Here is a 12,489-nt window from a genome sequence, read left to right as displayed (position 1 = left end):
CCTGGCCATGTACAAGATCCTGATCGCCGACGATCACCCCCTGTTCCGCGAAGCCATCCACAACGTCATCAGCGACGGCTTCCCCGACAGCGAAGTCATGGAGACCGCCGACCTGGACAGCGCCCTCGGCCTGACCCAGGAGCACGACGACCTCGACCTCATCCTGCTCGACCTGAACATGCCCGGCATGCACGGCCTCAACGGCCTGATCAACCTGCGCAACGAGGCGCCGACCATCCCGGTGGTGATCGTCTCCGCCGAGCAGGACAAGCAGGTGGTGCTGCAGGCCATCACCTACGGCGCAGTGGGTTTCATCACCAAGTCCTCGCCGCGCGCGCAGATGACCGAGGCCATCGAGCAGATCCTCAACGGCAACGTCTACCTGCCCTCGGACATCATCCGCACCCAGAAGGCCGCGCCGCGCCGGGGCCAGGACGAGCACGCCATCCCGCCGGAGCTGCTGCAGGCGCTGACCCGCAAGCAGCTGCTGGTGCTGGAGCGCATGACCAAGGGCGAATCCAACAAGCAGATCGCCTACAACCTGGACATCGCCGAGACCACGGTGAAGGCCCACGTCTCGGCCATCCTGCGCAAGCTCAACGTGCACAACCGGGTGCAAGCGATCCTCTGCGCCAGCGACATCGACTTCTCGGCCTACCTGCGCCGCTGACCACGGCGCCCACGCCCGGAGGCCCATGCCCGCTCCACGCATTCTGCTGCTCACCGCCCTGGCCATGCTGGCCTTCGCCGGCAACTCCCTGCTCTGTCGCCTGGCCCTCAAGCACACCGCCGTGGACGCGGTGAGCTTCACCGTGCTGCGCCTGGTGGCCGGTGCCCTGGTGCTCGGCCTGCTGCTGCGCCTGCGCCGCCCGTCCCTGGCCCCCAGCGGCAACTGGCGGGCCGCCACCGCGCTGTTCGTCTACGCCGCCGCCTTCTCCTACGCCTACCTGCACCTGGATGCGGGCAGCGGCGCACTGCTGCTGTTCGGCGCGGTGCAACTGAGCATGGGCGCGGTGGGCCTGCTGAGCGGCGAACGCCTGGGGCCGCTGCAGAGCCTCGGCTTCCTGCTGGCCGGCGGCGGGCTGGTGGTCCTGTTGCTGCCCGGCGCCAGCGCCCCGCCCCTGGGCGGCGCCCTGCTGATGCTGCTGGCAGGCCTGGCCTGGGGCGCCTACACCCTGCTCGGCCGCCAGGCCGGCCCGCCGCTGGCGGCCACGGCGGGCAACTTCATCCGCGCCCTGCCCCTGGCCGGGCTGTTGCTGCTGCCCTTCCTCGGCCAGTTGAGCTGGGACGGCCCGGGCCTGGCCTATGCGCTGCTCTCCGGCGCGCTCACCTCCGGCATCGGCTACGCCATCTGGTACAGCGCCCTCCCCGGTCTGGGCGCCTTGCAGGCCGCCAGCGTGCAGCTGAGCGTCCCGGTCCTGGCCGCCCTCGGTGGCGCCCTGCTGCTGGGGGAAGCCATCAGCCTACGCCTGGCGCTGGTGTCGGTGGCGGTGCTGGGTGGTATCGCACTGGTGCTGCGGGGGCGGTTCCGGACTTAGACCCAAGGTCGTTTTCAAGAGAGCCGCCCACAACACAGGGTGACGTGAAACATGGCAATCACGGCTCATCACATAAAAAGCAGTGTGTTGAGGTATGTGCGGTAACGGACTCGGCGCCAGGCTGATTATCGAGTTCTGCTGGTGTTTTCTGTTTCGCCCTCCCGGGCGAGCCCCTTTTGGCAGTCGCCCCAAAAGGGGCCAAAAGGGCTTGCCCCTGCATACGGGTCCCGCTACGCGGGACTTCCCTCGCTCCATCGTTGTTCCAGGGGCCCGCGCTGACGGGCCATCCATGGCCCAACAGCGCTCTCGCGACATCCATGTCGCTCAACCCCTTGCACGACGATTCCGCTCAGCCTCCTGAAGGGGCGCTATCCCTGCACGCCCCATCGGCTTCACTGGAGATAACGCAGTGGGCATTTCGATCCGAGATAAAAAGCGCAGCAGAAAGAACCCATTCCATGATCCACCGCGCATTGACGCGGCCTTTCATGCCGCTAGAATGCGCGACCATGAATACGTTAACGATCCGCCTCGCGGCCGCCTATTACGCCTACCCGACCCCTGATTCCAGGCGGTAGCCGCGTGCTCATCCGATCCGCCTGAGGCGGCTCGGAATCCCCGGTCTCCTCGGGCCCAACCAAGGAGACACCATGAACACCACCCCCGACCTCCTCGCCCTGCTGCAAGCCCGCGGCTTCGTGCACCAGTGCACCGACCTGGAAGGCCTGCGCCAGCACCTCGCCCAGGGCCCGGTCAGCCTCTACCTGGGCTTCGACGCCACCGCCGACAGCCTCCACGTCGGCCACCTGCAGGGCCTGATGCTGATGCGCTGGATGCAGCGCTTCGGCCACCACCCGATCCTGCTGATCGGCGGGGCCACTACGCGCATCGGCGATCCCAGCTTCCGTGACGAGAGCCGGCCGATGCTGAGCGAGGCGCAGATCCAGGCGAACATCGCCGGCATCACCTCCGCCTTCGGCCGCTACGTCGACCTCGACGCCCCCGGCGCGCGGGTGGTGGACAACGCCGAGTGGCTCGACGGCATCGGCTACCTGGCCTTCCTCAATCAGGTGGGCCGGCATTTCTCGGTCAACCGCCTGCTGACCTTCGACGCGGTGCGCCAGCGCCTGGACCGCGAGCACTCGCTGTCCTTCCAGGAGTTCGGCTACACCCTGCTGCAGGCCCACGACTTCACCGAGCTGGCGCGCCGGCATGGCTGCACCCTGCAGCTGGGCGGTGCGGACCAATGGGCGAACATCATCAACGGCGTGGAGCTGGGGCGCCGCCAGGGCACCGCGCCGCTCTACGGGCTGACCATGCCGCTGCTGACCACCAGCGACGGGCGCAAGATGGGCAAGTCCGCCAATGGCGCGGTGTGGCTCAACGCCGACCGCCTGGCGCCCTATGCCTTCTGGCAGTTCTGGCGCAACTGCGACGACCGCGATGTGGCCCGCTTCCTGGCCCTGTTCACCGAACTGGAACTGGACGAGATCGCCCGCCTGGCAGCCCTCAAGGGCGCCGAGCTGAACGCCGCCAAGGTGGTGCTGGCCAACCACGCCACCGCCCTCGCCCACGGCGAGGCGGCGGCCCGTGAGGCGGAAGCCACGGCAGCGGCGCTGTTCGGCGGCGGCCAGGGCGACCTGGCGGCGGTGCAGCTGGAGCTGTCGGCCGAGGCGCTGGCGCGGGGCGCGACGCTGATCGACCTGTTGCTGGATGCCGGCCTGCAGCCCTCCCGTGGTGCGGCCCGGCGCCTGGCTGCCGGAGGTGGCGTGCGCCTGGACGGGGTGGAGGTGCGCGACCTCGACGCGCCGCTGCCGGCCGATGCCCAGGGCTGGACCCTGAGCCTGGGCAAGAAGCGCCACTACGCGATCCGCGTGACCCGCGGCTGAGGCTCAGGCCGGGGCGCTCTCCGGCGCCTCGGCCTCGCGGGCCTGGGCGTCGAGCATGGCCTGGATCTCCTGGGTGGCCTGGCGGGTGTTGCCGGCGAGCTTCTTCACCTCGTCGGCGACCACCGAGAAGCCCCGGCCGACATCGCCGGCCCGCGCGGCTTCGATGGCGGCATTCAGGGCCAGCAGGTTGGTCTGTTCGGCGATGCCCTTGATCACCCCCACCACCTGGGCGATCTGCCCGTAGGCCTGCTGGTTGCGCCGCTGGCGCTGCTCGTGGGCCAGGTGCAGGGCGCGCTCGTCGCTGATGTCGCGCACGGCGCCGATCACCCGGTACAGCCGGCCGCCTTCGTCGCGCACCGCACGCCCGCGCTCGCGGCACCAGATGTAGCCGCGCTGGCGATGGCGCATGCGGTACTCCACCACGTATTCGCCGCTGCCGGCGGGGTCGGCGATCTCCCGCTCGAACAGCCCCAGCACCCGGGGCAGGTCCTCGGGGTGGGTGATGCCCACCTGGCTGTCCCAGCCATCGGGCAGTTCGTCCGGGCGGTAGCCGAGCACGGCGCGGAACTGGTTGGAGATGCGCATCAGGCTGTGGGGGTCGTCGAGGCGCCCGTTGGCCACCTGCAGGTCCCAGCAGCCCTCGGTGAGGGTGGCGCGGGTCTGCTCCCAGACATGGGTTTCCAGCGCCCAGTCGCGCTGGGCCTGGGCCCAGTGCCGGCGTTCGGCGTCGAAGGCCTGGAGGGTCTCGGCCTGCTGCCCTTCGAGCTGGGCGAGCTGCCGCGCAAGATCGGCAAGGCGGGCCCGGTCGGCCGCATGCTCGCGTTGGCAGCGCGCCAGGTCGGCACCCAGGCGCTGCGCCTCCAGCAGGGCCTGGCGCAGGGCCTCCAGAGGTTCGGCGAGTGCGCGGTCGTGGAGTTGGGCGGGCGTTTGGCCGGGGTCAGCGAGCACCTGCCGCAGCAGGGTGTCGAGTTGGCGGACCCAGTCCTTTCGGGTGTCGCGGAACAGCATGCATCCTCCCGGGCGCCGCCCCGGCGAGGAAGGTGGGAAGGGCGACGTGCCGGGCACTCTAGGAAAGCCGCCGGGCAGGGTCTTGCACGACCCTGCCCGGCGCTTGACCGAGCCTGCCGGCACGGATCAGGCGGCGATGATGGCCTTGAGCACGCTGCGGAAGGTCTCCACCTGTTCGGCGCTGAACTGGCTGAAGACGCTGTCCTGCTGCTCCTGGGCAATGCTCCAGAGCGCTTCGGCCTGCTCCACGCCCAGCGGCGTGAGGGCGTAGCTGCCGCCCTGCTCCACCACCATGTCCTTGCGCCGGAGGATGGCGGCCGCTTCCTCGATCTCGCGCCTGGGCATCGCCACTTCGCGCTGCAGGCCGCACTCGTCGAGGCCGGCGTCGTTCTCCAGCACCATCAGCATGCGCGCCTCGCTGGTGCGCAGGCCGGTGGACAGCTGGCGCGGCTGGTAGGCGGCCTGGTAGCTGCGCAGGGCCTGGGTCATGAGGTAGTAGAGGTTGTGCCGCAGGCGGCCCTGGAAGGCGCTGGTGGCAGGGCGCTCCTCTTCCTTGCGGGTCATCCGCGCATGGGGCAGGACCATGGAATAGGCGCCCTGGTGGTAGAGCAGCGGGGAACGGCCGAAGTCGTCGAAGGCCACCACCTTGCCGATCAGGATCCAGTGGTCGCCGCCCTCGATCTGCGCCCACTTCTCGCACTGGAAGCGCGCCGAGCAGTCGGCGAACAGCGGGGAGCCGCCAAGGCCGACCTCGTGCTCGAAGCCGGCGAACTTGTCGTCCTTGGAGCGGGCGAAGCGGTTGGACAGGTCGATCTGGTCGGCGGCCAGGATGTTCACCGCGAAGTGGCTGGCCGCCTCGAACACCGGCAGGCTGCCGGAGCGCTTGTCGATGCTCCAGAGGATCAGCGGCGGGTCGAGGGACACGGAGTTGAAGCTGTTGGCAGTGACGCCAGCCTTCTCGCCCGAGGCGGTGGCGGCGGTGACGATGGTCACGCCGGTGGCGAAGTTGCCCAGCGCGCGACGGAAGTCGCGCGGGTCGAAGCACGCTTGGGTAGTCATAGTCGTCTCGCTGGCCGCCCTGCTGGCGAGGGCGGCGTTCTTGTTATCGGGTGGCGGGGTCAGACCATGCTCGGGTCCGGCTCCAGGCCCATCAGCTCGCGGCCGAGGATCTGCGCGCAGACGTCGTAGTCGGTGTAGGCGTGGGCGCCGGTCATGTGCGAGTCACGGAACAGGCGCTGCATCTCGTTGCCTTCGAACCAGGCAGTGCCGCCGGCGGCTTCGAACAGGCGGTCCACGGCCTGGATGCACATCTTCACGGCGTAGGCCTGGTTGGTGCGCCAGTAGGCCAGGGTCTCGCGGCTCGGGTACTCGTGGCGCTCGCCGTGGGCGGCGTGGTCCTGCCAGGTCTTCTCCAGGAAGGCGCGGGCGGCGGCCACCTGGTGGGTCGACTCGGCCAGGCGCATCAGTGCCGGGGTGGCGGTGCCGACGCTGGCGCCGGTGTAGGCCCGCACGCGGTTTCTGGTCTTCTCCTTGAAGGCCTCCAGCATGCGCTCGGCGATGCCCAGGCTGATGGAGGCGAAGCCGCTGGCGAAGTACGGGCGGTACGGGGTGTAGAAGATCTTGCTGTCGGGGTACAGGCCGAAGCCGGCGGAGCGGCCTTCCATCATGTCCTTGGCGGCCTGGATGCGGTGGTTGGGGACGAAGGCGTCCTTGATCACCAGGGTCTTGGTGCCGCTGCCGCGCATGCCGGCGGCGAACCAGTCGTCACGGATCTCGTAGTCGCTGCGCGGCAGCACGGCGAAGCAGTAGACCAGCTCACCCTCGGCGTTCTGCCGGCGGCAGCCGACGATGGCCCACTCGGCGTGGTCGCAACCGCTGCTCCAGCCCATCTCGCCGTTGAAGCGCACGCCGCCGTCCACTTCCTCGATGCGGCCGAAGGGGGCGATGGAGCTGCTGGCGGTGGCGTCCGGGTCCTTGCCCCAGATTTCGTCCTGCAGTTGCTTGGGGAACATCGCCAGCTGGTGACTGTGGGTGCACAGCAGGCTGAAGGCCCAGGCGGTGCTGGCACAGGCGCCGGCCAGGGCGATGACGCACTCGGTGAATTCCGGCAGGGAGATCTCCAGGCCGCCGTAGGCGCGGGGCTGGAAGGCACGGTGCATGCCGATGCCCTTGAGCATGGCGATGTTCTCGGCGGGGACCATGCGATCACGCTCGGCCTGGGCGGCATTGGCGGCGATGGCGGGGAGGATTTCCCGCAGTGCGTCGAGCAGGGGATTTGTCTTTTTCATCTGGAGGCCCTGGTTATTGTTGGTCGCAGGCAGGCGCTACCGCGAACGCTCCGGAACACCCGGCATACGTGACATGCGGTCTGACTACCCGGTGGGGTTCGGGCACATTATGAAGATATGAACGATCCCCCTGAATGGACGTTCCACAGGGTCGATTGTACTTTCCATGGGATTTCCGCGATTTCATGCCCGGCTTTCCAAGCGCTGCCGACGCCCGGCCCCGACCGCGCCGGGAGGCACCCGTTGCGACAGATATGAATATGTTAATGAACGGCGTTTTTCATTAGCATGGGCGCCCCGCCCTCCCTTGCCGCCGCCCGACCATGACCTGGCCCACCGCCCTGCGTGCCCTGCGCCACCGCAACTTCCGCCTGTACTTCTTCGGCCATGCCGTTTCCACCCTGGGCACCTGGATCCAGCAGGTGGCGCTGGCCTGGCTGGTGTACCGCCTTACCGGCTCCTCGGCGCTGCTGGGGCTGGTGACCTTCGTGGCGCTGCTGCCGCAGTTGCTGGTGGGCCCGCTGGCCGGCGCCTGGATCGACCGGCACGACAAGCGCCGCCTGCTGATCGCGGTGGAGGCGCTGCTCGGGGTGCAGGCCGCCACCCTGGCGGCGCTGACCGCCAGCGGCCTGATAGGGCCGGGGCTGATCGTATTCATGGCCGGGCTGCTGGGGGTGCTCAACGCGGTGGACACGCCGCTGCGCCAGTCGCTGCTCAGCCGCTTCGTCGACGAGCGCGAGGACCTGGCCAACGCCCTGGCACTGAACGCCATGCTCTTCACCCTCGCCCGCTTCGTTGGCCCGCCCCTGGCCGGGCTGCTGCTGGGGGTGGTCAGCGAGGCGCTGTGCTTCGCCCTCAACGCCCTCTCCTACGGCGCGCTGATGCTGGGTCTGTGGCGGGTGCGCATGGGGCCGATCCCGCGGGCCAGCGGCTCGTTCCGCAACGTGTTCGGCGAAGGGGTGGCCTATGCACGGGGCACGCCGACGGTGAAGGCGATGATGCTCAGCGTGATGGCGGTCAACCTCACCGCCTCCAGCTACGTGGTGCTGCTGCCGGTGTTCGCCAAGGACATCTTCGCCGGTGATGCCACCACCCTCGGCTGGCTCTGGGGGGCGGCCGGGCTCGGCTCGCTGGCCTCCAGCGTGCTGCTGGCCAGCCACCGGGCGCCGAGCGCCCTGCCCCGGGTCATCCTCGCGTCGGCGGCGGCCAGCGGGCTGGCCATGCTGGTGTTCGCCTGGAGCACGCAGCTATGGCTGTCGCTGGTGGCGATGGCGGTATTGGGCTTCGGCATCTCCAGCAGCAACGTCGGCACCAACATCGTGCTGCAGAGTTCGGCACCGGAGACCCTGCGCGGGCGGGTGGTGTCGCTGTACACCTCGGTGCGCTTCGGCTTCGACGCCATCGGCGGGCTGCTTGCCGGCCTGCTGGCGGCGCAGCTGGGCGCGCCGCCGGTGCTGGCCGCAGCCGGCGTGCTGTTGCTGCTCTATTGCCTGTGGGATGCGCGCCGGGCCAGCCGGTAGGCCAGCAGGCAACCGATGCCGGTGGCGCCGATCACCAGGCACATGGGCAGCGGGGTGCCGTCGTACAGGGCGCTGACCAGCGCGCTGCAGGCGGTGCCCAGACCGAACTGGGTGGCCACCGCCAGCCCGGCCGCCGCACCGGCCTGCCCCGGATAGGCCGCCAGCAGGCAGGCCAGGCAGTTGGCGCCGAGCAACCCGGTGACGCTGACGTACGCCACCACGCAGGCCACCACCATCGGCAACCCGCCGACCCCGGCGAGCCCCACGCCGGCCAGGGCCAGCCCGGCCACGGCGGCCACGGCGGTGCCCCAGGCCAGCATGCGCTCGGGCGACACGCGCCCCACCAGCCGGGCATTCAGGAAGGTGGCGACGATGATGCCGGCGATGTTCAGCCCGAACAGCCAGGCATAGCCCAGGGGCGAGACGCCGAAGTAGCCGATGTAGACGAAGGGCGAGGCGGTGATGAAGGCGAACATGCCGGCGAAGCACAGGCCCATGCAGAAGATGTAGCCCAGCGCCAGCGGCTGCAGCGCCATGCGCCCGTAGGCGCGGAAGGCCTCGCCCAGGGTGCGGCCACGGGCCTCCGGCAGGTGCGTCTCGGGGATCTTCCAGGCGGTGGCCAGCAGGCACAGCCCGGCGAACACCAACAGCACCACGAACAGCGAGCGCCAGCCGGCCACCAGCATCAGGTAGCCGCCCAGCAGCGGCGCCACCAGGGTGGCGAACATGGTCACCAGGTGCATCAGCGAGAGCACCCGGGCCGCATCGCGCAGGGGGAACAGGTCCCGCACGATGGCCCGCGCCAGCACCGAGGCCGCGGCTCCGCCGAGGGCCTGCAGCAGGCGCCAGGCGATCAGCGCCTCGACGCCGCTGGCCAGCACGCAGCCGAGGCTGGCCACCAGGTACAGGGCGATGCCGCCCAGCAGCAGGCGGCGCCGGCCGTAGCGGTCGGACAGCGGCCCGTAGGCGAGCATGCCCAGGCACAGCCCGGCGAGGAACACGCCGATGGTCAGCTGCACCGCCGACTCCGGCGCGCCCAGGTCGGCGGCGATGCGCGGCAGGCTCGGCAGGTACATGTCGATCGACAGCGGGGCGAAGGCCACCAGGGCGGCCAGCAGCACGATCAGGCGCTGGGGCTGGGCAACGGTCGGGGTCATGGGCGGGTTCCGCAGCGGCAGGAAGGAAACGGCCGCCCGCAGGCGGCCGGTTGGATCAGAGGCTGAGCAGCCACAGGCTGAGCCCGGGGAAGGCCACCAGCAGGGCGATGCGCACCAGGTCGGAACAGAGGAAGGGCACGATGCCCCGTGCCGTCTCGCCGTAGGGCACGTCGCCGGCGGCGCGCTGGACGATGAACAGGTTCATCCCCAGGGGCGGGTGGATCAGGCCGATCTCCACCACCATCAGCGCGAGGATGCCGAACCAGATGGACTTCTCCGTCTCGCCGAGGCCGAAGAAATCCAGGCCCATGATCATCGGGTAGAAGATCGGGATGGTCAGCAGGATCATCGCCAGCGAATCCATCACGCAGCCCAGCAGCAGGTACAGGGCGAGGATCAGGATCAGCACCAGCATCGGCGCCAGGCCACTGCCGATCACCCAGGCCGCCAGCTCGCCGGGCATCTGGGTCAGCGCCAGGCCGGAGTTGAGCAGGTCGGCGCCCAGCAGCACGAGGAAGATCATCGCGGTGGTCTCGGCGGTGCCCAGCAGGCTGGCGCGCAGCCCGCTCCAGCGCATGCTGCCCTGCAGCACGGCGAGCACGCCACAGGCGGCGGCGCCGATGGAGGCGGCCTCGGTGGGGTTGGCCCAGCCGCCGTAGATGCCGACGATCACCACCAGGAACACGCCGATCACCGGGCTCACGCCCAGCAGCGCGCGCAGCCGCTCCGCCGTGCTGGCACGGGGGGAGACGGTGGCCTGGCTCTCGTCCCGCGCCACCATGATCCGCAGCACCAGCATGTAGCCGAGGATGGCGATCACCCCCGGCACGATGGCGGCGACGAACAGCTTGGCGATGGATTCCTGGGTCAGCACCGCGTAGATGATCAGCGGCACCGACGGCGGGATGAGGATGCCCAGGGTGCCGCCCGCCGCTACCGTGGCGCTGGCCAGGCGCCCGGAATAGTTGTGCCGGCGCAGCTCCGGCAGGGCCACGTGGCTCATGGTGGCGGCGGTGGCCAGGGACGATCCGCAGATGGCCCCGAAGCCGGCGCAGGCGCCGATGGCGGACAGGCCCATGCCGCCCTTCCAGTGGCCGATGAAGGCCGAGGCGCAGCGGAAGATGGCCCGCGACAGGCCGCCGTGGGTGGCGAACTGGCCCATCAGCACGAACAGCGGGATCACCGCCAGGTCGTAGTTGGACAGCCGCGAGTAGGCCAGGTCGTTGAGGGTGAACAGCAGCGAGGACAGGTCACCGTCGTTGACCGCCCAGAAGCAGGCGGCGCCGCCCACCAGCATGGTGATGCCGATGTGCACCCGCAGCAGCAGGAGGCTCATGGTGATGGCCAGGGCGATCAGCCCGAGGGCGAGGCCGCTCATGCCGCACCCCCGCCGCCCAGTACCCGCGCCGCCCGGGCCAGCGCGCACAGGGCGAGCAGGCCGAGGCTGGGCACGATCAGCGCCAGGGGGATCCACAGCGGCAGCGAGAGCAGCGTGGTGGCATCGCCGTACTCGCGGTTGTCGACCATCTGCAGCGCGGTGCGCCAGGCCAGCAGGCCGGCCGCAGCGGCGCACAGCAGGTGGGCCAGGGTGTCCAGGCCACGGCGGATGCCCGCCGGCAGCCAGTTGCTCAGGGCATCGACGCGGATGTGCATGCCGCGCAGTTCGCACAGCGGCAGGAAGGCGGCGATGGCGATGGCCGCGCCGACTTCCATCAGTTCCATGTCACCGCGCACCGGGGTGGAGAACAGCTTGCGGCCGATGATGGAGAGCATGGACATGCCCACCAGGGCGATCAGCACCAGGCCACCGGCCAGGGCAAAGGCCTCGGCCACCCGCAGCAGCCCCCGCTGCAGCGGACCGAGGTCCGCCGCCGGGGTGAAATCCAGGGATTCCTTCATGGTGCTTACCGGGCCTCGCTGGCGAGGGTGCGCACGCCGTCGACCAGGGCACGGCCGTCCAGGCCCTTGCCGTCGGCTTCGCTGATCCACTGCTCGACGGCGCCGGCCGAGGCCTTGCGCAGGGCTTCGTAGTCGGCCTCGGCGAAGGTCACACGCGCGTCGGCCGGGGTGGCGGCGACGGCGGCATCGGTGGCCTTGTCCCAGGCGCTGGCGAAGCGTTCCGACAGGGCCTTGCCACTGTTGTGCTCGATGATGGCCTGCAGGTCCGGCGGCAGGCTGTCGAACTTGCGCGGGTTCATCAGCATCGCCAGCACGGTGTAGCCCACGGCGGGCTGTCCTTCCGGCACGTCGGTGTGGAACTGGGTCACTTCGTCGAGCTTGGTGGCGGGCACCACTTCCCAGGCGGCCAGGGCGCCATCCACCACGCCCTTGGAGATGGCTTCGGTCATCTGCGCCGGCGGCATGCTCACCGGGGTCGCGCCCAGGCTTTCGACGGTCTTGGCGGCGGTGCGGCTGGAGGCCCGCAGCTTCAGCCCGGCCAGGTCCGCCAGGGTCTTCACCGGCTGGCCACGGGTGTGCAGGCTCATGCCGCCGTCACCGTGGACCACCAGCACCTTGTAGCCCTTGAAGTCGTCCTTGGCGTAGCGCTCGTAGTAGTCCCAGATGATGGCGTTGCCCCGCCCGCCGCCGCTGGGCAGCACGAACGGCAGCTCCAGCGCCTCGACCCGGGGGAACTTGCCGGCGGAATAGGCCGGGGCGGTCCAGACGATGTCGGCCACGCCGTTGCGCGCCATGTCGGCGAGCTTGGCCGGCGTGCCGCCGAGCTGCATCGAGGGGTAGAGCTGGCAACGCAGGCGCCCGGCGGACTCCTCGGTCAGCTGCGCGCACCAGGGCTCGATGATGTTGGCCTGGGCGTTGGAGGTGGAAGGCAGGAAATGCGCCACCTTGAGGGTGATCACATCGGCGGCCTGGGCCAGGTGCGCCAGCGGCAGGGCCAGGCACAGGGTAGCGAGGGGAAGGATCTTCATCGGGGTGGCTCCTTGTTGTTCTTGTAGGGCGGGACGGGGAACGCAATTCCGTTAATAAGTTAATTTTATTGCGCGCACTGTCAACACCTCTTCGCGGGGCCGCTGCGTCTCAGGCTGGGTTAACTCGCGCCCTTAATTTAATTAAATTCTTATAAATCAATT

10 protein-coding genes and 1 pseudogene are annotated in these 12,489 nt (G+C 69.7%); 4 read left to right on the top strand and 7 right to left on the bottom strand.

The annotated features are described in order from the left end of the window. Window positions 1-7 precede the first annotated feature (7 nt). The 3 genes from RTK35_RS21355 to tyrS all read left to right on the top strand — a co-directional run bounded on the left by RTK35_RS21355 (window position 8) and on the right by tyrS (window position 3,427). Window positions 8-670 carry a response regulator transcription factor gene (locus RTK35_RS21355; RefSeq protein WP_044405153.1) on the top strand — a complete coding sequence of 221 codons (663 nt, stop codon included), beginning with the start codon at window positions 8-10 and terminating at the stop codon, window positions 668-670. A gap of 25 nt (window positions 671-695) precedes the next feature. Beyond that, complete coding sequence (locus RTK35_RS21350) at window positions 696-1,538, top strand: EamA family transporter (protein ID WP_316908940.1); 843 nt, start codon at window positions 696-698, stop codon at window positions 1,536-1,538. Between the two features lie 650 nt (window positions 1,539-2,188). Then, entirely contained in the window at window positions 2,189-3,427 is a 1,239-nt protein-coding gene (tyrS, locus tag RTK35_RS21345; protein ID WP_268194520.1) for a tyrosine--tRNA ligase, read from the top strand. Between the two features lie 51 nt (window positions 3,428-3,478). On the opposite strand, the pseudogene RTK35_RS21340 reads toward tyrS, so the two are convergent. From RTK35_RS21340 to RTK35_RS21330, 3 genes and pseudogenes are all read right to left on the bottom strand, one after another. Further along, window positions 3,479-4,435, bottom strand: a pseudogene (locus RTK35_RS21340) (methyl-accepting chemotaxis protein); the annotation flags it as partial. A gap of 126 nt (window positions 4,436-4,561) precedes the next feature. Beyond that, the gene (locus tag RTK35_RS21335) at window positions 4,562-5,494 is read right to left on the bottom strand and encodes a p-hydroxyphenylacetate 3-hydroxylase reductase component (protein WP_107331669.1); all 933 of its coding nucleotides are present in this window, start codon (window positions 5,492-5,494) and stop codon (window positions 4,562-4,564) included. Between the two features lie 59 nt (window positions 5,495-5,553). Then, window positions 5,554-6,723 carry a p-hydroxyphenylacetate 3-hydroxylase oxygenase component gene (locus tag RTK35_RS21330; RefSeq protein WP_044405165.1) on the bottom strand — a complete coding sequence of 390 codons (1,170 nt, stop codon included), beginning with the start codon at window positions 6,721-6,723 and terminating at the stop codon, window positions 5,554-5,556. A gap of 323 nt (window positions 6,724-7,046) precedes the next feature. Here RTK35_RS21330 and RTK35_RS21325 point away from each other — a divergent pair, with 323 nt between their 5' ends. Further along, entirely contained in the window at window positions 7,047-8,243 is a 1,197-nt protein-coding gene (locus tag RTK35_RS21325; protein ID WP_142011152.1) for an MFS transporter, read from the top strand. On the opposite strand, the gene RTK35_RS21320 is transcribed toward RTK35_RS21325, so the two are convergent. Genes RTK35_RS21320 through RTK35_RS21305 form a run of 4 tightly spaced genes read right to left on the bottom strand, consistent with a single transcriptional unit; the run spans window position 8,207 to window position 12,327 of the window. Continuing rightward, window positions 8,207-9,400 (bottom strand): Bcr/CflA family multidrug efflux MFS transporter, encoded by a 1,194-nt coding sequence (locus tag RTK35_RS21320; protein ID WP_316908938.1) that lies wholly within the window; start codon window positions 9,398-9,400, stop codon window positions 8,207-8,209. The two genes, RTK35_RS21325 and RTK35_RS21320, sit on opposite strands and share 37 nt — an antisense overlap. Before the next feature lie 55 nt (window positions 9,401-9,455). Further along, a complete protein-coding gene (locus RTK35_RS21315) occupies window positions 9,456-10,778 on the bottom strand; it encodes a TRAP transporter large permease (RefSeq protein WP_316908937.1) in 1,323 nt (440 codons plus the stop codon). Continuing rightward, window positions 10,775-11,299: a TRAP transporter small permease gene (locus RTK35_RS21310; protein ID WP_044405178.1), complete on the bottom strand. Its 525-nt coding sequence runs from the start codon at window positions 11,297-11,299 to the stop codon at window positions 10,775-10,777. The genes RTK35_RS21315 and RTK35_RS21310 overlap by 4 nt, the downstream gene beginning before the upstream one ends. A gap of 5 nt (window positions 11,300-11,304) precedes the next feature. Continuing rightward, the gene (locus RTK35_RS21305; RefSeq protein WP_316908936.1) at window positions 11,305-12,327 is read right to left on the bottom strand and encodes a TRAP transporter substrate-binding protein; all 1,023 of its coding nucleotides are present in this window, start codon (window positions 12,325-12,327) and stop codon (window positions 11,305-11,307) included. Window positions 12,328-12,489: the final 162 nt, after the last annotated feature.

The sequence above is a fragment of the Pseudomonas sp. zfem003 genome, from assembly GCF_032621675.1.
Taxonomy (GTDB): Bacteria; Pseudomonadota; Gammaproteobacteria; order Pseudomonadales; family Pseudomonadaceae; genus Metapseudomonas; species Metapseudomonas otitidis.
The sequence above is the reverse complement of the archived record's forward strand: the minus strand, read 5'-3'. Positions and strand labels throughout refer to the sequence as shown.